The following is a 21,056-nucleotide window of genomic DNA, read 5'->3' on the forward strand; positions in this document are numbered from 1 at the left end:
TTCATAAACAATAGTCGTGGTTTACTGTTGTAATAGCATATTAACCTGAGAAGATGAAAACAGACTTTATAGAGATATTTCAAACGATCAGGGCTGTTTTACAGCCTTACGCAACTTTGGGCTTTAGCAATCGGATAAACAGTGAGACCACTTACGACCTTTGGAGCGATAAAAATGTAGTAATTGATGGTGAAAAAAGAAATGAGTTATATTTTGCTGCAGTAATGATCCATAAAGGTCATGTAGGGTTTTATTATATGCCGGTATATGCCGAACCGGAAATGAAACGTATTTTTGACCCTTCACTTTTAAAGTTGTTGAAAGGTAAATCGTGTTTTCACATCAAAAAATTAGATGATGCACTTTTAGGGCATATTGAAGATGCGCTTGCTGAGGGTTACAGATTATATAAAGAAAAGGCTTGGGTATAAAATCGGTTTGGCAAAGTAAAGTAGTATTGGCGCTGGAAGAAACAGGCCTGTATGTTGAGCATCCTGAGCATGAAATATACCAGCTGTTACTTTGCAATCAAAAAGTGGTGCTCCATTTGGTACCCCTGGAAAATAATTATGATCCCGCTGGTCTTATTGCATTGCAAACCGAATATAAGGCTATTGGTAAGATATTGTTGCATTTGTGGGAGGATGTATGGCTGACAAGGCAAGTACAGGTACTGGGCAGGATTTGTTCATTACTCGGCATAAACAAGCGCCTGCATGCGCGCAAGGCAAAAATAAGAGTGCTTACCCAAAAACAAGCCGCTGATTTTATGGACCAGCACCATTTACAAGCATCGGCCAGAGCCAGGTATAAATTTGCACTTTGTATAGATGAAAAAATTGTTGCAGTAGCTTGTTTTAGTGCTTTAAGGTCAATGAAAAACATTTCAGCTACTCATAAATCTGCAGAGCTGATCCGCTTTGCAAGCCTTACCGGCTTTACGATTACAGGGGGCTTTAGTAAGCTGCTTAAACATTTTATAACGCTGATGCAGCCGGATGATGTGATGAGTTATGCCGACCGTGACTGGTCGCTCGGCAATGCTTACGCCCAATCGGGCTTTGTGCTAAAGGAAACTACGGCGCCAGCAAAAATATGGCTGAACAAAAATGAGCTTTGCAGATACTTTGAACATCGCTTACCAGCTGATGCAGTTTCTTGTGCGGCAGATTATGTACAGATTTATAACACTGGTAATTTAAAATACATCTTATACTTGTAAATGGAAGCCTCTAAATTATTGATCGTGCTGGGCGCAACTGCATCGGGTAAAACAAAACTCGCAGTTGAGCTGGCCGATGTACTGGATGCGGAAATCATCAGTGCCGACAGCCGACAGATATTTACAGGAATGGACCTTGGTACGGGTAAAGATCTGAAGGAGTACAATATCCAGGGAAAACAAATCCCTTATCACCTGATTGACATTAAAAAGCCCGGAGAAAAATACAATGTAAATGAATTTAAAGAAGATTTTTATAAAGTATTTGAGCAATTGAACAGTAAGGGCAAAAAGGCCATACTGTGCGGTGGCACTGGTATGTACATACACAGTTTACTGCAAAAACACGATTATACAGCAGTGCCGGTAGATCAGGAACTTAGGCAACAATTATTATCGCTGGATAAGGAGGAACTGAGGAAAAGATTGCTGGCCTATCCTGATGTATTTACAGGACATGCCGATCACTCTTCTGCAAAAAGGCTGATCAGGGCTATAGAAATTGCTTCCTATTTAAGCCGGTACCCACTGAATATACCCGAAAGAGCGGTCATTAAGCCTCTGGTTATCGGTCTTTTTTCGGATGTGGAGAAAAGAAGGGAAAGGATTTTTAAAAGACTGGAGCTACGGCTGGAAACAGGGATGATTGAAGAAGTTGAACAGCTTCTTGAAGCAGGGGTAAGTAAGGAAATGCTTGTTTTTTATGGTCTGGAGTATAAATTTATGGTGTCATATCTGGATAAGGAAATCACTTATACGGAACTTAAAGAGAAACTGGGGACCGCCATTTGCCAGTTTGCGAAAAGACAGATGACCTTTTTCAGGAAAATGGAAAAGGATGGGGTTAACATCCATTGGCTGAACACAGAGGGTAATACAGATCAGCTGGTTAGTAAAATAATCTCTTTGTATAAAATTTCTTAATTTAATGTGTTCATTTTTTCGGCTATGGCATGCTGTTTGCAAAGAACTATAGTGTACGGATTGTTTCTGTATTAAAAATTAAATTAAAACGAATCAAATGATGAAAAAAGTTACAAAATTTTTAGCTTCTGCAGTAGCTGCAGTAGCTTTATTGGTTAGTACAAATGTACATGCTCAGTCTGGAGATTCTAAAGCATGGCGCTTGGGCGTTGGGCTTAATGTAGGTGTGCCTACAACTACCGGATATAGTCTGGCAATAGGTGGAGATTTACGTTTACAAAAAGATTTTAGTTCCAATGTTTCAGGATTATTGTCTGCAGGTTATACCAGTTTCTCATTAAAGGATAGCTATGGTGGTGGAAGTTTCGGAATGGTACCTGTTAAAGCTGGTGTTAAAATTTTCTTAGCCGAGAGCCTGTATGCATCCGGTGAACTAGGTGCAGGGTTTGGTACAGAATCAGGTTCAAAAACAGCCTTTTTGTGGGCTCCTGGAATTGGTTATGGCTTTGACAATGGTATAGATCTTGGTCTGCGTTATGAAGGTGCTGAATTTAGCGGTGCATCATTGGGCCAGGTTGCACTTAGAATAGCTTACGGATTTAAGTTGTAACTGCTATAAGGTATAAAATTTTACCAGGCTCCTGATTTTTTCAGGAGCTTTTTTATTTATTTAAAATTAAAATGCTATTTTAACCCAAAAATCAAAACATGAGGAAATATCTGGCAGTAATGCTCATCACAGGGATAGTTTCCTGCACCAATACAGAAAAGAAAGTAGCAGGGAATTCGGATACTACATCGGGCGTTGTTGATACCATCGCTAATCATATTGAACTGAAGGACAATAAAGTCCAGGCTATTTATAATGGTTATATCGCTTTGAAAGATGCGCTGGTTGCTGCAAAATTTGAGGACGCACAAAAGGCTGCCGCAGTGCTTAAAACGGATCTGGCCGCTTATAAAGGTTGTGAAAGCACAGCTTTAACTGCCGAAAAAATTGCTGTTGCAAAGGATATTAAAAACCAGAGGGCCTTGTTTACATCCCTGAGTGAAGATGTAATCGCCTTATTTAAACATGCAGACCTGATTAAAGGGAGCATTTTTGTACAGCATTGCCCAATGGCCAATAATGGCGTTGGGGGCGACTGGCTTGCTTCGGAAAAGAAAATACAGAACCCTTATTATGGAGATGAAATGATGGATTGCGGAAGGGTTGTGGAAGAGATCAGAACTGGTAAGTAATATTTTTGATTCTTACTTGTTTTTGACGCGCATTTAATAATAATTTAACAGCTTTGTTATAATAAGCTAAAAGCTAACCGGAATGGATTAGTTAAGTTTGTTTTTATAAATTTAAGAATATATATGTCAGATATTGCAGAAATTAAGATTGATGGAAAAGTGTATGAATTCCCCGTTATCACTGGAACCGAAGGGGAGAAAGCTATAGATATCTCTAAACTTAGAGATTTAACAGGTCATATCACTTTAGACTTTGGATACAAAAATACGGGCTCTACCAAAAGTGCAATAACCTTTTTGGATGGTGAACAAGGTATATTAAAATACCGTGGCTATCCGATTGAAGAACTGGCAAAAAAATCTACTTTCTTAGAAGTAGCCTATTTATTGATATATGGCGACCTGCCCACACAGGTGCAATTGGATGATTTTCAAAAACAGATCAGCAGACATACACTGATCCATGAGGATATGAAGAAATTTCTGGATGGTTATCCGTCGAAATCACATCCTATGGCCCAGCTCTCTTCACTGGTATGTTCTTTATCTACTTTCTACCCGGAGTCTTTAAATGCAAATTCATCGCCTGAGACGATGGACCTGACCATGATCAAACTGCTGGCCAAGTTTCCGACCATTGTTTCTTTCATATATAAAAAATCTTTAGGCCACCCGCTGATCTATCCTAAAAATAAATACGATTACATCAGCAATTTCCTGAACATGATCTTTGGTCAGCGTACAGAGGAGGTTGAGATTGACCCGGTTGTGGTAAATGCCATGAACACCTTATTGATCTTACATGCAGACCATGAACAGAATTGTTCTACCTCTACAGTAAGGATTGTTGGTTCTTCAGATTGTAACTTGTATGCATCGGTTTCTGCAGGTATAGACGCCTTATGGGGGCCACTTCATGGCGGCGCGAACCAGGCAGTAATAGAGATGCTGGAACTAATTAAACAAGATGGCGGGGATACAGAAAAATGGATCAATAAAGCCAAAGATAAAAATGATCCTTTCCGTATGATGGGTTTTGGGCACAGGGTATATAAAAACTTTGATCCAAGGGCTAAGATCATTAAAAAGGCTTGTGATGATATTTTAGAAAAACTGGGCATCAACGATCCGGTACTGGAAATTGCCAAGAAACTGGAAGAAGCAGCTTTAAGCGATCCTTATTTTGTACAACGTAAACTATATCCTAATGTCGACTTCTACTCGGGGATCATTTACAGGGCTTTAGGTTTCCCTACGGATATGTTTACTGTATTGTTTGCTTTGGGCCGTTTACCGGGATGGATTGCACAATGGAAAGAAATGCATGAAAACAAAGAGCCGATAGGACGCCCGCGCCAGATTTACGTTGGTCATACCGACAGAACTTTTACTGCAATAAAAGACAGGTAATACAGCTATTTAATTCCATAAAAAAAGCCCTGTCATTAACTGACAGGGCTTTTTTTATGGTTTATATTTTAATGGCGCATTGCTTCTATGGCCTTTTCTTCTGCCTTATTGTGTTTGTATTTGAATACAAATGGAAATACAATGGCAAGCAATAGGGTATAGGATGCAAATGTGATCCAGATGCTGTGCCAGTCCTTACTCTGATCGGTATGTGTAAAAAACTTATCAATGATAAAGCCACTGGTAAAGCTGCCGAAAAGTGCGCCAAAGCCGTTTACCATCATCATGAACAGGCCCTGAGCACTGCCACGTATTTTTGCATCGATCTGTGTTTCTACAAATAACGATCCGGAGATATTGAAAAAATCAAAGGCCATCCCGTAAATGATACAGGACAAAATGATCATCCATAGGCCACCGGCAGGATCGCCGTAAGCAAACAGACCAAACCGCAATACCCAGGCCAGCATGCTGAACAGCATTACATATTTTATTCCAAACTTTCTTAAGAAAAAGGGGATGGCCAGGATAAACAGGGTTTCCGAAATCTGAGAAATGGACATAATGATGGCCGGATACTTTACAGCCAGCAGGTCCTGAAACTCAGGTACATTCTTAAAATCGTGTAAAAAGGTATCGCCATACGCATTGGTGAGCTGCAGGGCGGCACCCAGGAACATGGAGAAAAGAAAAAATACAGCAAATTTCTTTTGCTTAAACAAGGCAAAGGCCCTTAAACCCAGGGCATCAACAAATGATTTTGAATCTACCTTATTGGCCAATGGCGGACATTTAGGTAGGGTAAAGGCATAAAGTCCCAGCAGCAGGGAAACTGCCGAAGCAATGTAAAACTGGTTGGATGTGGCTTCGCTGCCGGAAATGCTGACTACCCATAAGGCAGCTATAAAGCCTATCGTTCCCCAGATCCTGATGGGTGGGTAATCCTTTACTACATCTTTACCATTGCTTTTTAAAGCAGAATAAGCTACTGTAATAGAAAGGGATAGGGTAGGCATGTAAAAGATCATGTTTAACAGTATTACCCAGAAAAAGGTATGGGGGTTATCTACCATTGGTAAACAGAACAATACAACTGCACCACAAATGTGCATCAGTCCGTATAGTTTCTCGGCATTGATAAAGCGGTCTGATATAATGCCGGTTAGTGCAGGCATAAAAATAGCGGAGATGCCCATGGTAGAAAAAATAGCACCAAACTCTGAGCCCGACCATTTCTTATTTTGAAACCAGTATACGCCAATAGTAATCAGCCATGAACCCCAGATAAAGAACTGCATAAAATTCATCAGGGTTAAGCGAAACTTAACATTCATCATAAGCTCATCTATTTTGATCCTCTTTTATTGATTTCATCACGTATCCTGGCTGCTTTTTCGTAGGCTTCTTCCGCAATTGCTTCCTGCAGTTTCTGGTTAAGCTCTTCCAGGGTAAGCGACTTATAACTTGATGAAGGGATAGAAGAGAGGTCTTCCGTGCCCTGTTCTTTAGATATGTTATCGATGTTTTCAAGAAAAAGGAAATCATTGCCTTCTATGACTATGCCTGCAGAAGAAAGGATGAACTCGTAGGTATAAATGGCTGCACTAAACCGGACAGCTAAGGCAATGGCATCTGAGGTACGGGCGTCAATTTCATGAGTTGTTTTTCCGTCAGTACAGATCAACTTGGCATAAAATACGCCTTCTACCAGGTTGTAAATGAGGATCTCCTGGATATCGATGTTATAAATCTGTGCAAAGGTTTTGAACAGGTCGTGTGTTAATGGCCTGCTTGGGGTCATCTTTTCTATTTCAATGGCTATCGCCTGCGCTTCAAAGGCACCAATAATGATCGGCAAACGCCTTCTGCCATTTACTTCTCCCAATACCAGCGCATAAGCGCCCGACTGGGTTTGGCTATAAGATAGACCAACAATATCTAGTTTTACTTTTTTCATATGAAGTAAAACATACAGGAGCAATGAAATGATTACCCCCGTATGTTTAATTAACCTTTATGTGCTTTTAATGCTTCTATTAATTTTGGTACAACTTCAAATGCGTCGCCAACAATACCATAGTCGGCCACCTTAAAGAAAGGTGCTTCTGGGTCTTTATTGATTACCACAATTACTTTTGATGAACTTACACCCGCCAAGTGCTGGATCGCCCCAGAGATACCAATGGCAATATACAGGTTCGGACTGATGGCGATACCTGTCTGGCCAACGTGTTCAGCATGTGGCCTCCAGTCGGCATCCGATACCGGCTTGGAACAAGCTGTAGCTGCACCCAGCAGTGCAGCAAGTTCTTCTATCATTCCCCAGTTTTCCGGGCCTTTTAAACCTCTCCCTGCAGAAACAACCAGTTCCGCATCCGGTAAGGATATTTTATTGGTAGCCCTTACTACTTCTTTTACAATAGCAGTAAGGTCTGATGGCTTTAATTCCGGACTAAAAGCTTCTATGCTAATGTCGGACGCATTGTCCTTCACACCAAAAGCATTTGGGTTCAGGGCAATTACTTTGACTGCAGAGCTGAGTTCAGTTATGGCAAATGCCTTTCCGGAGAAGGCTGTTTTTTTAACCTGGAATTTTCCGGCATCAAGTTGTGGCAATTCTACAGCGCCGTCTACCAGTCCTGCGTTAAGTTTTACTGCAATTCTGGGCGCTAACCCTTTACCTGAGAAAGAATTAGATAAAATAACAACATCAGCATTTTCTTTTTTTGCTGCCTCTGCAATCACCGCGGCGTAAGCCTGGTTTACAAAGTTTTTTAACTGCTCATTGGAAACGTTCAATACTTTTGACGCACCGTATTTACCCAGTTCCTTAAGTTCGCTGTCGCCAACGTTACCAATAGAAATCGCAGTTAAATTGCTGCCCTGTTTGTCTGCAATGGCTTTTGCATAAGAAACTGCCTCGAATACAGATTTCTTAAATTTACCATCTACCTGCTCTACATATACTAAAACTGACATAAGATCTTTATTAAATGATTTTTTAAAATTTGAAACAGAATGGCTTAAATTACTTTGGCTTCCGTGTGTAACAGTCCGATTAAACTGGCAGCATCTTCTGCCGGTACCAATTTAACTGTTCCGCGTGGCGGAGGCGTTTCAAATTGCTGTATTTTACTCAATTGTGCTATTTCTTTGGCTTCAACCACCTGCAGAGGTTTGGTGCGGGCCGACATGATACCCCTCATATTGGGTATTTTCGGTTCTGCGGTACCTTCGGCACAGCTGGCAATAAACTTACCACTTATAGAAATGATTTCTTTACCGCCCTCTATTTCACGTTCTATGGTAGCTGTGGTTCCGTCGTAATCCAGTTTTTTTATGATAGAAACAGATGGGATGTCAAGGAACTCGCCTACCATCGCCGCAACCTGCGAGCCATTGTAGTCTATAGACTCCCTGCCACATAAGATCATGTCAAATTCATTGCTCATGGCATATTCAGCAATCTGATAAGCTGTAAAATAAGCATCCCTTGGTGCAGCATTGATCCTTACGGCATCATCGGCACCGATAGCAAGCGCTTTCCTGATGGTTGGTTCGGTAGCGCTTTCCCCAACATTAATTACAGTTACAGTTCCTTTACCACCTTCACAAAGTTCAATTGCCCTGGATAGGGCGATCTCGTCATAAGGGTTTACAATGAACTGAACTCCGGATGTATTGAATTGTGTATTATCGTTGGTAAAAGTTATTTTTGTCGTTGTGTCTGGCACGTTACTGATACAAACTAATATTTTCATAGAGTTATAAATTGATTTTTAATGGTTATGAAGCTATCATGAGCTCAATCGTTTTTAGTTAATTTGTATCTCATGATGGTTTCATAGAGTTATAAATTGATTTTTAAGATGGTAATGGTTCGTTATAAACTACACATTGCCTTTTTGCAAATCTAATTAAAAAAGCAGGGATTTAAAATGCAAAGTACCCGAATAGCAAAGTTATTGGAGTTTTTACAGAGTGATCCGAATGATCCTTTCGTATTGTATGCACTGGCAACGGAATATAATACCTCAAATGATACGGAAAAAGCACTTGAATATTATTTGAGGCTAACCACTGATCATCCTGATTATGTGGGTACCTATTACCATTTAGGTAAACTTTATGAACAGCTGCAGCAAACAGAAAAAGCAATTGAAATTTACCAGAAAGGAATGCTGGCTGCAAGGAATAAACGGGATATGCATGCTTTTTCTGAACTGCAGGGTGCTTATAATTCTGCCGCGGGTTTAGATTACGAAGATGATTAACTGACAGGCAGGTGGGCAAAAGAAAATTGTTGTTTATCAGGAACGTAGTTCTTTTCACCTTTACTGCTTTTGGAGGGGCCCAGGCACACCTGGCACTACTGCTTAAATATTTTGTTAAAAGCGTTCCTTTTGTTACAGAAGAAGAATTGCTGGAACTGAATGCACTGGCCCAGGTATTACCAGGTCCGGCTTCTACACAGACCCTTGTAGGTGTTGCTTATAAAGTTGGTGGCCTAAAGCTTTCCATCATTACTTTCCTGATCTGGATCCTCCCTTCGGCAGCCATCATGACTTTTGCGGCCATCAGTTTTGCAAAACTGGACCAGCAGGCAAAGTTTACCGAAATACTGGAATTCATACAGCCTATTGCTTTGGGCATTGTAGCTTATGGTGCTTATAACCTGGCAAAAAGAGTGCTGGTTTCACAACTCACGGTTTTTCTGGCCATATCTGCGGCAATTGTAACCCTGGTTTTAAGAAATGCCTACGTGTTTCCTATGGCCATCTTACTTGGGGGAATGGTGTCATCGGCCATAGGGACACCTGCAGAAGAAAGTACCATCAGGCTGAACCTCTTCTCTAATATCAATCCTAAAAAACTGACTTATTTTTTTGGTGTATTGCTGTTCTTGGCACTGCTGGGCGCAATCATCAACCGGACATCACCTTTTAGTCTGCCCATCAGGCTTTTCGAGAATTTTTACCGAAATGGCATTGTCATTTTTGGTGGGGGGCAGGTGCTGGTACCTTTGATGTTTACAGAGTTTGTACAGATGAAGCAGTACCTGAGCGCTTCAGGCTTTTTGTCGGGATTTGCCTTGCAGCAGGCATTGCCGGGGCCCACTTTTTCATTTACCAGTTATCTGGGCGCCCTAAGTATGCGGAATTTTGGTTTTGGGCCAACCGGACAGGTTTTAGGGGGATTGGTGGGGGTGCTCGGTATCAATTTACCCGGGCTGATCCTGGTGCTGTTTATTGTCCCTTTTTGGGAAGACCTTAAAAAGATAACCCGTATTAAACATTCCTTAACAGGCATCAATGCAGTAAGTGTGGGCTTTATTATTGCTGCATTTGTACTTTTACTGATGCCCGTGGCCCTGAATGGTCTGGCTATAGCTATTATGGTGGCTACCTTCCTGATTTTGAATTACACCAAGATCAGTCCGCCTTTTATTGTACTGGCCGGAATACTGCTGGGTTACTTTTTATAAGCGGTTAAAAAGGGGCATCGTCGTGCATATCGTCCATTCGTGATGGTTTAATGATGACATTTCCGGCAGGTCTGTCAAAATCCTGCGATGGAGCCATTCCGGCACTCGGGCTGTCCATAGAAAACGAGGTAGGGGCTGCAAAACTTTCTTCCAGATCTGCAAATTTCACGTACTTGCCGATAAAGCGGAGCGGTACAATACCGGTTTCACCATTACGGTGCTTGGCAATGATGACTTCACCCACACCGGCCTGAGATCGGCCCTGTTCATCTTCGGTGATGCCGTAATATTCCGGTCGGTAAAGGAAGAGCACCATATCCGCATCCTGCTCAATAGATCCGGATTCACGTAAATCGGATAACATTGGCCGTTTTCCGTTTACACCTGGTCTGCTTTCTACCGCACGGCTCAGCTGCGAGAGGGCGAGCACAGGTACATTTAATTCCTTGGCCACCGATTTAAGTGCCCTCGAAATGCTGCCAATTTCCTGCTCACGGTTACCACCGCCACTCTGGCCTTCACCTTTGCCATGCATCAACTGTAAATAATCGATAATGATGAGCTGTATATCGTACTGGGCCTTTAATCTTCTGCATTTGGCCCTGAATTCAAAGATATTTAAGGCCGGGGTATCATCTATCAGCAGTGGTGCTTCGGTAAGCCCGCCGATCTTACTGTGCAGTTGCTGCCATTCCCATTCGGCAAGGTTCCCCTTTCTGATCTTTTCCTGTTCAATTTCAGCTTCTCCGGAAATCAGACGGTTAACCAACTGTACGGAAGACATCTCTAAAGAGAATACAACTGCCGGACGTTTAAACTGAACGGCTGCATTTCTGGCGCAGGTTAATACAAATGCCGTTTTACCCATGGCCGGACGTGCCGCAATGATGACCAGATCGGATGCCTGCCAGCCACCTGTAATGCGGTCCAGATCGGTAAATCCGGAAGGTACGCCTGTTAAACCATCACTTTTGCTGCGTAGCTCTTCCAGCGTGGCCAGAGATTGTTTTACAATCTCGTCCATCTTTTGTGTGTCCCGGCGCAGGTTGTTCTGGGCAATGTCAAACAGGTTCTTTTCTGCATGATCCAGGAGGTCAAAAATATCCGTCGTATCTTCATAGGCGTTTTGTATGATCTCTGAAGAAATCCTGATCAGCTCGCGCTGGATGTATTTCTGGGAAACGATCCTGGCATGAAATTCTATGTTGGCTGCTGAAGCCACCCTGTTGGTCAGGTTAGTAATGTAATAAGCCCCGCCAATCATTTCCAGTAGTCCCAATGTACGGAGTTCAGCGGTAACAGTAAGGATATCAACCGGTTTTGATTTCTGGAAAAGCCCCTGTATGGCCTCGAAGATCTTTTTGTGTGCTTCATGGTAAAACATTTCGGGCTTAAGGATATCAATAACAGTCGATAAAGCATCTTTTTCGAGCATCAGCGCGCCTAAAATGGCTTCTTCAAGATCAATGGCCTGGGGTGGTATCCTACCCATAGTGCTCATGGTATTGCTTAACCTGGTTTTCCTTGCACTGAAATTTGCCTTATCTTGTCCTTGGGGTTGATCGTTACTCATAGGTACAAAAATAGACAAAAAATAAGTCCCTGCTCCATTTCTTTATGCACATTTCCACCGTATACAATATAACCATACCAATATCGCCCTCCTAAATTTTAGCTTTTTGTTCACAAAACTATGTGGAAAAGAATACCTATTTTTGCCGCTCAATTTAATAAAGATGGAAAATTCCAGGAGACCTGCAAGAGGTAAAGAGAGTAACGAGTTTATATTTGGTATACGTGCTGTAATAGAGGCAATTAAGGCTGGTAAAGAGATAGAGAGCATTTATATACAACGGGGCTTGACAGGCGGTATCATTATGGAGCTGAAGGCTTTGCTGAAAGAGGTGGATGCGCCTGTACACAATGTTCCGGTAGAGAAGCTTAACCGGATGACCCTGAAAAATCACCAGGGGGTTATTGCAGTAATTTCGGCCATCACCTTTCAAAAAATTGAAGACATTATTCCTGCAATATATGAGAAAGGAGAAACGCCATTGGTGTTGATCCTGGATGGCATTACCGATGTCAGAAATATGGGTGCCATTGCCAGGACAGCTGCCTGTGCCGGTGTGCATGCTATTGTGGTACCCAGTAAAAATTCGGCACAGATCAATGCTGATGCCATTAAAACGTCGGCTGGGGCTTTGTTTACCATTCCGGTTTGCAGGCACCCGAACTTGCATAAAACAGCATTATTTTTACAGGAATGTGGTTTGCAGATTGTAGCCTGTACAGAAAAAACCAACGACCTGATCTATGTGCCGGATTATACCGCACCTACGGCCATTGTAATGGGGGCAGAGGATGAAGGGATTTCGAATGAGCTGATGCGTATGGCAAACCACCTGGCCAAGATCCCGATGATCGGAGAGATCAGTTCACTGAACGTATCTGTTTCAGCAGGGATTATCCTTTATGAAGCCATCAGGCAACGGCAATAGCGATGTTCAATGGTATAAAAAGACCATACAGGATAAGCCTGTATGGTCTTTTTATATAAGATTGATTAAATGAACTTTGTGCCGAATTTAGCTTTTACATCTGCCACTACCTGTTTGATGGTCTGTTCTTCCGATCTTGGACAGATGAGCAGGGTGTTGTTGGATTCCACCACAATGTAATCGTGCAGTCCCTGTAATATGACCAGCTTGTCCTTAGGTACATTAACCATACAGTTTGAGGAATTGAACATCATGACCTGTTCTGCCGGGATTACTGCATTTCCTACATAATCATGTTCGGCAATGTCGTAAATAGAAGCCCAGGTGCCTAAGTCAGACCAACCGAAATCGGCGGGCAATACGTACACGTTATCTGCTTTTTCCATAATACCGAAATCTATCGAGATATTGGTGCATTGCTGATAGGCATCACTGATGAAATCTTTCTCGTTTTCGGAATTGTATACCGGACCACCTTGTAAAAAGATCTCATGCATTTCAGGCAGGTGCCTGGAAAAGGCTTTATTTATAGACCTGGCAGACCAGATAAAGATACCTGCGTTCCATAGAAAATCACCACTTTGTATAAAGGATTTAGCCAGTTCAAGATTGGGTTTTTCTGTAAATATCTTGACCTTATGGATCTGATTGTCTGTTTTTAAAGTATTTTCAATATACTGTATATAGCCATAGCCGGTATCAGGCCGGCTGGGTTTAATGCCAAGTGTAATCAGGCAGTCGTTCTCTGAGGCTGCCTTCAAAGACTGCCCAATCGCTTCGATAAAGGCTTCCTGATTGGTGATGGTATGATCTGAAGGGGCCACAACGATGGTTGCATCCGGATTAAGGCTTGCAATTTTCATAGAACCGTAAGAAATGCAAGGCGCAGTATTTCGCATGATAGGTTCGGCAAGAATCTGGTTTTCATGCAGGCCCAGCAATTGTTCCTTAATAATATCCGTATAGATCTCGTTGGTCACTACAAAGATGTTTTCGGGAGGGCAGATTTTTAAGAACCTGTCGTAGGTACTCTGAATCAATGTTTTTCCTACACCAAAGAAATCTATAAACTGTTTCGGATATTCAGTTCTGCTTACAGGCCAGAAGCGGCTGCCAACTCCACCAGCCATGATCAATGCGTAATTGTTCTTATTCATTATTAAATTGGAAAGGGTTAAATTATACCTTCCTGAAGAAGGTCGTGCAAATGTACGATACCAAAATAACTTCCGGCATCAGTAACCAATAATTGGGTAATGTTATTTTCTTTGATGATTTCAAGGGCATTCAGGGCCAAAAGATCCTTTTCAATCCTTTTAGGGTTCGGGTTCATTAAGTCGCTCGCTTTAATATTTGTTAAATCTGAATATTTTTCCAGCATTCTCCGGATGTCGCCATCCGTTATGATGCCCAGAATATCATTCCCATCAACAACAACTACTGCACCTAAACGGTTTTGACTAATTTCTATGATGACATCTTTTACAGATGCATCTGCACTGATACTGGGTTTTTGATTTTTTAAAGCCAGGTCGCCGGTTTTTAAGTACAGTTTTTTACCTAGTGAGCCGCCCGGATGGTACCTGGCAAAATCCTGTTCGTTAAAATCGCGGGCATGGAGTAAGCAGATGGCCAGTGCATCGCCCATGGCCAGTTGGGCGGTAGTGCTGGTGGTAGGGGCCAGGTTGTGTGGGCAGGCCTCTTTTTCTACATAGGTGTTTAACACCAGGTCTGCCTGCATGGCGAGTTCTGAATTCAATTGGCCGATCATGCCGATCATGGTATTGCCGGATTGTTTAAGCAATGGTGCAAGTACCTTAATTTCGGGTGTATTTCCGCTTTTGGAAATGCAGATGACGATGTCATCTTTCTGGATCATACCCAGGTCGCCATGAATGGCATCTGCGGCATGCATAAAAATAGCGGGTGTACCCGTAGAGTTAAAAGTAGCCACTATTTTTTGGGCAATGATGGCACTTTTTCCTATTCCTGTGACAATTACACGGCCCTTACTTTCGATAATCAGGTTAACAACCTTAACAAAATCATCATTTATATTATTAATCAGGCCTAAAATAGCCTGGGCTTCCAGCTGTAAAGTGCTGACACCAGCCTCGATAATAGATTTTTTACTTTTCAAACAGAATTAATTAGTATATTGATGCTTTGAATTAGTGCAAAATTATGTTATTTTGAAGTAAAAATAGCACTGAATATTTTATAGACGAAATGGATGTGAAAAAGTCGTTGTTTGACAACTTACAAACCTTTTTTGGTTTTGATAATTTTAAAGGTGACCAGGAGTCAATAATTACCAATGTTCTTGAAAAGAAGAACACTTTTGTTATTATGCCTACAGGTGGGGGGAAATCCATATGTTACCAGTTACCAGCATTGATCAATGAAGGGACCGCAATTGTGATATCCCCATTGATAGCATTGATGAAAAATCAGGTAGATCAGCTACGGGCTTTTGGTGGGAGTGATAGTATAGCACATTTTTTAAATTCCTCTTTAAACAAGACGGAAATTACACAGGTAAAAAGTGATTTATTGAACGGACAGACCAAGCTGCTTTATGTGGCCCCAGAGTCGCTTTCCAAACAGGATAACATTGATTTCCTGAAACTCATCAAAATATCTTTTGTAGCAGTAGATGAAGCCCACTGTATTTCGGAGTGGGGACATGATTTCAGGCCTGAATACCGAAAGATCAGGCAGGTGATCAGCGGTTTGGGTGAAGGAATCCCTATTATTGCCTTAACTGCAACAGCAACACCTAAGGTTCAGCAGGACATCATAAAAAACCTGGGTATGAGTGACGCCACTTTATTTAAGTCGTCCTTTAACAGACCCAATCTGTTTTATGAGATCAGGCCCAAGCGTGATGTGCTGAAAGAGATTATCCGATACATTAAGTACAATACCGGAAAATCCGGTATTATTTATTGCCTGAGCCGTAAAAAGGTGGAGGAAGTAGCTGAATCTTTAAACCTGAACGGTATAAAGGCCCTGCCTTACCATGCAGGCCTGGAACCCAAGGTGAGGGCAGAGACCCAGGATAAATTCCTGATGGAGGATGTAGAAGTGATTGTAGCCACCATTGCATTTGGAATGGGAATAGACAAGCCAGATGTGCGTTTTGTGATCCACCATGATATTCCCAAAAGCATGGAAGGATATTACCAGGAAACAGGAAGGGCAGGCAGAGATGGCGGAGAAGGTGTTTGTATAGCTTTTTATGCGCAGAAGGATGTGGATAAATTGGCTAAGTTTATGAAGGATAAGCCTGTTTCGGAAAGGGAAATTGGTACACAGATATTGAAAGAAGTAATTGATTATGCTGAATCCGGCGTTTGCCGAAGGAAGCAGATCCTGCATTATTTTGGGGAGAACTTTAACGAAACCGGCTGTAACTGCATGTGTGACAATTGCAAAAAGCCCAAAAAGCTTTTTGAAGCTGAGGAATCTTTATTGGTGCTCTTAAAACTGATTAAAAAAATCGGGGAAAAGTTTGATGATGCGCACATCATTAATGTGCTGATGGGGCTGGAGACGGCGCAGACCATTGCTTATGAGCACAGCAAGCTGCCGGAATTTGGATTGGGTGTGGTGGAAGGAGAAAACCACTGGAAATCTCTGGTACGGCAGGCGGTGCTGAATAATTTCCTGTCCAAGGACATAGACAATTACGGGCTGCTGGGACTTACCAATTCGGGACGTGATTTTATTGAAAACCCCTACAACCTTAAATTCATACTCAATGAGCCGATAGACAGTGCTGCCGACGATGATGAGGATGATGTAAAACATGGTACCGGAACTTTGGATACGCAGCTGCTGCAGCTGTTGAAAGACCTGCGCAAAAAAATAGCCAAACAAAAAAATGTTCCTCCGTTTGTGGTTTTCCAGGATCCGTCACTGGAAGAGATGTGTACGCATTATCCCATTGCGATGGATGAACTGAAGCAGATCTCTGGCGTGGGTAACGGTAAGGCCTTAAAATTTGGAGCCCCTTTTCTGGAGCTGATCAAAAAATATGTGGAAGACAATGACATTGAACGGCCAATAGACCTGATCATTAAAACCCAGGCCAATAAATCGCAGCTCAAAGTTTCAATCATTCAGAATATAGACAGGAAAATTGGTCTGGAAGACATTGCCAGGGCAAAAGGGATTACTTATGATGATATTTTAAAGGAAATTGAAGCAATAGTGAATTCCGGTACTAAGCTGAACCTCAATTATTTTGTAGATGAAATGATAGATGAAGATCGTCAGGATGAGGTATTCGATTATTTTCAATCAGCTGAAAATGACTCCATTGATGAAGCCCTGAAAGAACTGGGCGAAACAGATTATTCGCGTGAAGAAATCCAGCTGATGCGCATTAAATTCATGTCCGAATTAGGTAATTAACAGCATAAAGACCATAATGATCAACTTTTCATTAGATAAATTAAAACATACAGCTTCGGGTAACTTCTTTTTAATGGCAGGCCCATGCGCTATAGAGGGTGAGGAAATTGCTTTGCGCATTGCCGAGAAAATTGTAAATATTACCGATAAACTTGAAATCCCCTTTATTTTTAAAGGCTCTTATCGCAAGGCCAACCGTTCCAAGGGTGGTTCTTTTACCGGTATTGGCGACGAAAAAGCACTTAAAATACTGGAAAAAGTAGGCAAAACCTTTAATGTACCCACAGTTACAGATATCCACGAAAGTGCTGAAGCTGCTATGGCAGCTGCTTATGTAGATGTCTTACAGATCCCTGCTTTTTTATGCCGGCAAACAGACCTGCTGATTGCTGCTGCGCTGACAGGTAAAGTGGTCAATGTAAAAAAAGGACAATTTCTATCTGCGGGATCAATGAAGTTTGCCGTTGAAAAGATTGTAGAATCTGGCAACAACAGGGTAGTGCTCACCGACAGGGGCAATACCTTTGGGTACCAGGATCTGATTGTAGATTACCGTGGACTGCCCGAAATGCAGGGTTTTGGTGTGCCGGTAGTGATGGATTGTACACATTCCTTACAACAGCCCAATCAGAGTTCCGGGGTCACCGGTGGTAAGCCCGAACTGATTGAAACAATTGCAAAAGCAGCAATTGCTGTTGGTGCAGATGGTCTGTTTATTGAAACACATCCCGATCCTGCAAATGCCAAATCGGATGGTGCAAATATGCTGCAGCTCGATTTACTGGAAGATTTGCTGGTCAAACTTGTCAGGATACGAAAAGCAGTGATTTAAATGTTTGGGGTATTTGCCCCTGATGGTTTAAATTTTAGTAATGATGAAAGAAGTACGCCTGTTTTGTCTGCGGTGTGCATCGGTATCGTTGGCTGCGATAGGCTTATTTTCTCCATAACCTTTAAAGGTTAGCCGCTGCGGCTCAATCTTTTCCTGTACCAGGTAGTCGTAAACCGCTTTTGCCCTTTGTAAAGAAAGCCTTTCATTCTGCTGGTCGTTCCCTACATTGTCTGTATGCCCCTGTATCTCTATACAAAGGCTTGCATTGTTTTTAAGCAATTGCTGAAGGGTATTTAGTTCTGTTAAGGAGGCCGGTAAGAGCGTGTATTCATTGGTATTGAAAAATATATTCTTTAATACCATATTTTTTCCCGTGCTCAGCTTCTCCAGGGCAACCTGTACAACATAAGGTTTGCTGATATAAGCACTGTCAAGCTGATAGTTTTCAGAATAAAAAAGATAACCGTCTGCACTTACGTTAAACGCATAGTTTCCGCCCAGGGGCATTACAGCCAGAAAATCACCGGTCTCTTTGGAAGTATAATCACTATAATCTACTTTTTTTGTTTTTAAGTTGACCACCTGGACCTTAGCTTCCAGAAATACCTTGCTTTCCTTATCTGTCACAATTCCTTTCACATAAGTAATGGGAAGCGGTTTTTTATTTTCAGGCATTTTAAACTGGTAAATGTCCATATCTCCGTATCCACCCTTTAAATTAGAAGAGAACAGGCCGTAAGTGCCATCGGGAGTAACAATCAAACCGGTTTCTTCATTAAAGGTATTAATGGGGTAGCCCAGGTTTTCCGGACTGCTCCATTTGCCTGCTTCATTCATGCGGCTCATGAATATATCCTTATTGCCCATACCAGGCCAGCCATCTGATGAAAAGTAGAGTGTTTTGCCATCGGGGTGTATAAAAGGTGTGTGCTCATCATAGGGGGTATTGATCTCCGGGCCAAGATTTTCGGGCTGCGACCAGTAGCCGTCTGCTTTTAGCATACTTTTCCAGATGTCGTAGCCCCCCAGGCCTCCGGGCCTGTTGCTTACGAAATACAGGGTGCTGCCATCCGGACTGATTGCCGGCTGCGATTCCCAGTAAGACGTGTTTACCGGTGCACCCAGGTTAAATGGCTCGCCCCAGTCTTTGCCATTTTTATGGCTCACGTAAATATCGCAGCGCCCCAGTCCATCCGGACGGTTGCAGCCCGTAAAAAAGAGGTACAGCCCATCCGGGGAAATGGATTGTGCGCCTTCATTGTACTTTTGGGTATTGATCTTGTTACTTAACGGAAGTGGCGTACTCCATGATTTGTCCTTTTTTTCTGAAACAAAAAAATCCTCATTGCCATTGATGTTCCGGCTAAATATAAGTCTTGTCCCATCGGCAGTAACCGAGGGAAAATAATCGCGGTGCACCGAATTGATTTCAGGTCCCATATTGATCGGATCGTATTTTACGGGTTGTTTTAAAGCTACGATGGCAAATTCACAATCCCTCAGGTATTTTTTAGCCCTGTTCATGAAATCAGGATCATTGCCTTTATACTGCGCAATGAAAAGCTTAATGTTGTTTAATGCATTTGCATAATCGCCGGTATAGATCTGGGACTCAGCAAAGCCATAGTAGGCCCGGGCATCCGGACTTCCGCCCAATGCAATGGCACTGGTATAGTTTATTTTGGCCTGTTCGTATAATTTTTGTCTTCTGTTGATATCGGCAAGCTGAATAAAAGCAAACTGAAAAGCAGGATCAGCCTTTATGGCTTCCTGTAGCAGGGGGATAGCCTGGTCGTAATCGTTGTTTCTGAGGTACTCCTGGGCTTTATCAAAACTGTTCTGGGCTTTTTTTACAGTTGAAGTCTGGGCCCTGGCAATTTGAAGGATAAAACATAAGAAAAAAAGAAGCGTAACTTTCTTCATCAATGCTACTATAATTTAATAATAGATTAAATGTAGCTAAAAAATCAGAAGGGCAGCTAGGGGATATTTAAAAATTTGTGTGTTTGCAGAGATATTTCCCATTTGGGATTGGCCATGACATAATCGATGATCAGGGGGGTAATTTCTTTGGACTTTGACCATTCCGGTTGCAGATAGAGCTTGCAGTTTGCAGAAACCGTTTCTGCATATTTCTCGGCCCATTCAAAGTCGCTTTTATTGAACACAATAACTTTAAGCTCGTTGGCATAAGGCGTAATGTCCGGACGAGGTGCCTTAAATTTCTTGGGCGATAAACAGATCCAGTCCCAGTCGCCCGAAAGCGGATAAGCACCGGAAGTTTCAATGAAGGTCAGTATCCCTTTTTCACGAAGCCTCCTGGTCAGGTAATCCAGGTTATAGATGAGGGGTTCCCCGCCGGTAATCACTACTGCTTTGCCCGGATAACTTTCCGCTTTTGCCACAATGGCATCCGCGGGGGTTAAAGGATGCAGTTCGGCATCCCAGCTTTCTTTTACATCACACCAGTGGCATCCTACGTCGCAGCCACCTAAACGAATAAAGTATGCTGCTTTTCCGGTATTAAATCCTTCGCCCTGTATGGTGTAAAATTCTTCCATTAAAGGAAGTAAAGTGCCGTCTTCTGGTATTTGATGTGCCATATAAAGGGGGCAAAGGTAAATAAATATCCGTTGAAAATCAGATTATATGTATCTTGACCTGAGATATGACCGAGTTATGAATAAATTTAAATGGCATAAAGTTGAGGGGGAACTGCAGGGAGAGGATTTTGTGCGACAAATTCAGATAGAAGGGAAGAAGCTGTGTCTGGTAAAACACCAGAACGAATATTTCGTGGTACAGAATTATTGTCCGCATGCCGGTGGGGTATTGAGCGGGGGCTGGTGCAAAAACGGATACCTGGTTTGCCCTATTCACCGCTGGGAATATAATTTACATACAGGCAGGGGCGCAGAAGGGCAGGGCGATTACATCGATACTTATCCCGTTGAAATAAGGGCCGACGGCATATATGTCGGGATAAAGGAAAGCTGGATCAGCAGGCTGTTTGGCCGCTGA

21 protein-coding genes are annotated in these 21,056 nt (G+C 42.2%); 12 read left to right on the forward strand and 9 right to left on the reverse strand.

Annotated features, from left to right (window positions below):
- The first annotated feature begins 53 nt into the window (after positions 1 to 53).
- From HDC92_RS19995 to HDC92_RS20020, 6 genes are all read left to right on the forward strand, one after another.
- Entirely contained in the window at positions 54 to 431 is a 378-nt protein-coding gene (locus HDC92_RS19995; RefSeq protein WP_183876827.1) for a DUF1801 domain-containing protein, read from the forward strand.
- A complete protein-coding gene (locus tag HDC92_RS20000) occupies positions 422 to 1,222 on the forward strand; it encodes a hypothetical protein (RefSeq protein ID WP_183876828.1) in 801 nt (266 codons plus the stop codon). Before HDC92_RS19995 ends, HDC92_RS20000 begins: the two co-directional genes overlap by 10 nt.
- Positions 1,223 to 2,146, forward strand: coding sequence for a tRNA (adenosine(37)-N6)-dimethylallyltransferase MiaA (gene miaA, locus HDC92_RS20005; protein ID WP_183876829.1), 924 nt, complete (start codon positions 1,223 to 1,225; stop codon positions 2,144 to 2,146).
- 97 nt (positions 2,147 to 2,243) lie between these two features.
- Entirely contained in the window at positions 2,244 to 2,756 is a 513-nt protein-coding gene (locus HDC92_RS20010) for an outer membrane beta-barrel protein (protein ID WP_015807869.1), read from the forward strand.
- Positions 2,757 to 2,854: 98 nt separating this feature from the next.
- Positions 2,855 to 3,388: a DUF3347 domain-containing protein gene (locus tag HDC92_RS20015; protein WP_183876830.1), complete on the forward strand. Its 534-nt coding sequence runs from the start codon at positions 2,855 to 2,857 to the stop codon at positions 3,386 to 3,388.
- Positions 3,389 to 3,511: 123 nt separating this feature from the next.
- Positions 3,512 to 4,798: a citrate synthase gene (locus HDC92_RS20020; RefSeq protein ID WP_015807871.1), complete on the forward strand. Its 1,287-nt coding sequence runs from the start codon at positions 3,512 to 3,514 to the stop codon at positions 4,796 to 4,798.
- Between the two features lie 68 nt (positions 4,799 to 4,866).
- On the opposite strand, the gene HDC92_RS20025 is transcribed toward HDC92_RS20020, so the two are convergent.
- The 4 genes from HDC92_RS20025 to HDC92_RS20040 are packed head-to-tail and all read right to left on the reverse strand — an operon-like array spanning position 4,867 to position 8,559.
- A complete protein-coding gene (locus tag HDC92_RS20025; protein WP_036674455.1) occupies positions 4,867 to 6,132 on the reverse strand; it encodes a nucleoside permease in 1,266 nt (421 codons plus the stop codon).
- Positions 6,133 to 6,143: 11 nt separating this feature from the next.
- Positions 6,144 to 6,755 (reverse strand): bifunctional nuclease family protein, encoded by a 612-nt coding sequence (locus HDC92_RS20030; RefSeq protein WP_015807873.1) that lies wholly within the window; start codon positions 6,753 to 6,755, stop codon positions 6,144 to 6,146.
- A gap of 50 nt (positions 6,756 to 6,805) precedes the next feature.
- Positions 6,806 to 7,777, reverse strand: coding sequence for an electron transfer flavoprotein subunit alpha/FixB family protein (locus HDC92_RS20035; RefSeq protein WP_183876831.1), 972 nt, complete (start codon positions 7,775 to 7,777; stop codon positions 6,806 to 6,808).
- A gap of 44 nt (positions 7,778 to 7,821) precedes the next feature.
- Complete coding sequence (locus HDC92_RS20040; protein ID WP_183876832.1) at positions 7,822 to 8,559, reverse strand: electron transfer flavoprotein subunit beta/FixA family protein; 738 nt, start codon at positions 8,557 to 8,559, stop codon at positions 7,822 to 7,824.
- Between the two features lie 177 nt (positions 8,560 to 8,736).
- On the opposite strand from HDC92_RS20040, the gene HDC92_RS20045 reads away from it, so the two are divergent.
- Positions 8,737 to 9,072, forward strand: coding sequence for a heme biosynthesis protein HemY (locus HDC92_RS20045; protein WP_015807876.1), 336 nt, complete (start codon positions 8,737 to 8,739; stop codon positions 9,070 to 9,072).
- Between the two features lie 11 nt (positions 9,073 to 9,083).
- Positions 9,084 to 10,283, forward strand: a complete 1,200-nt coding sequence (gene chrA / locus HDC92_RS20050; RefSeq protein ID WP_036674008.1) for a chromate efflux transporter — start codon at positions 9,084 to 9,086, stop codon at positions 10,281 to 10,283.
- 4 nt (positions 10,284 to 10,287) lie between these two features.
- On the opposite strand, the gene dnaB is transcribed toward chrA, so the two are convergent.
- Positions 10,288 to 11,856 carry a replicative DNA helicase gene (gene dnaB, locus HDC92_RS20055; RefSeq protein ID WP_015807878.1) on the reverse strand — a complete coding sequence of 523 codons (1,569 nt, stop codon included), beginning with the start codon at positions 11,854 to 11,856 and terminating at the stop codon, positions 10,288 to 10,290.
- Between the two features lie 163 nt (positions 11,857 to 12,019).
- Here dnaB and rlmB point away from each other — a divergent pair, with 163 nt between their 5' ends.
- The gene (gene rlmB, locus HDC92_RS20060; RefSeq protein WP_015807879.1) at positions 12,020 to 12,784 is read left to right on the forward strand and encodes a 23S rRNA (guanosine(2251)-2'-O)-methyltransferase RlmB; all 765 of its coding nucleotides are present in this window, start codon (positions 12,020 to 12,022) and stop codon (positions 12,782 to 12,784) included.
- 65 nt (positions 12,785 to 12,849) lie between these two features.
- Here the strand turns inward: rlmB and HDC92_RS20065 are convergent, their stop codons facing one another.
- Together HDC92_RS20065 and HDC92_RS20070 are read right to left on the reverse strand one after the other, a co-directional pair.
- Positions 12,850 to 13,941, reverse strand: coding sequence for a mannose-1-phosphate guanylyltransferase (locus HDC92_RS20065; protein WP_183876833.1), 1,092 nt, complete (start codon positions 13,939 to 13,941; stop codon positions 12,850 to 12,852).
- A gap of 17 nt (positions 13,942 to 13,958) precedes the next feature.
- A complete protein-coding gene (locus HDC92_RS20070; RefSeq protein WP_183876834.1) occupies positions 13,959 to 14,924 on the reverse strand; it encodes an SIS domain-containing protein in 966 nt (321 codons plus the stop codon).
- A gap of 89 nt (positions 14,925 to 15,013) precedes the next feature.
- Here HDC92_RS20070 and recQ point away from each other — a divergent pair, with 89 nt between their 5' ends.
- Both recQ and kdsA read left to right on the forward strand, forming a co-directional pair.
- Positions 15,014 to 17,203 (forward strand): DNA helicase RecQ, encoded by a 2,190-nt coding sequence (gene recQ / locus HDC92_RS20075; RefSeq protein ID WP_015807882.1) that lies wholly within the window; start codon positions 15,014 to 15,016, stop codon positions 17,201 to 17,203.
- A 16-nt stretch (positions 17,204 to 17,219) separates the two neighbouring features.
- Positions 17,220 to 18,035 (forward strand): 3-deoxy-8-phosphooctulonate synthase, encoded by an 816-nt coding sequence (gene kdsA, locus HDC92_RS20080; protein WP_015807883.1) that lies wholly within the window; start codon positions 17,220 to 17,222, stop codon positions 18,033 to 18,035.
- 27 nt (positions 18,036 to 18,062) lie between these two features.
- Here the strand turns inward: kdsA and HDC92_RS20085 are convergent, their stop codons facing one another.
- Entirely contained in the window at positions 18,063 to 19,958 is a 1,896-nt protein-coding gene (locus HDC92_RS20085; protein WP_183876835.1) for an OmpA family protein, read from the reverse strand.
- A 56-nt stretch (positions 19,959 to 20,014) separates the two neighbouring features.
- Positions 20,015 to 20,638, reverse strand: a complete 624-nt coding sequence (locus HDC92_RS20090; protein WP_015807885.1) for a 7-carboxy-7-deazaguanine synthase QueE — start codon at positions 20,636 to 20,638, stop codon at positions 20,015 to 20,017.
- Between the two features lie 76 nt (positions 20,639 to 20,714).
- Between HDC92_RS20090 and HDC92_RS20095 the strand changes: the two genes are divergently transcribed.
- Complete coding sequence (locus HDC92_RS20095; protein WP_255484607.1) at positions 20,715 to 21,056, forward strand: Rieske (2Fe-2S) protein; 342 nt, start codon at positions 20,715 to 20,717, stop codon at positions 21,054 to 21,056.

The sequence above is a fragment of the Pedobacter sp. AK017 genome, from assembly GCF_014200825.1.
GTDB lineage: Bacteria > Bacteroidota > Bacteroidia > Sphingobacteriales > Sphingobacteriaceae > Pedobacter > Pedobacter heparinus.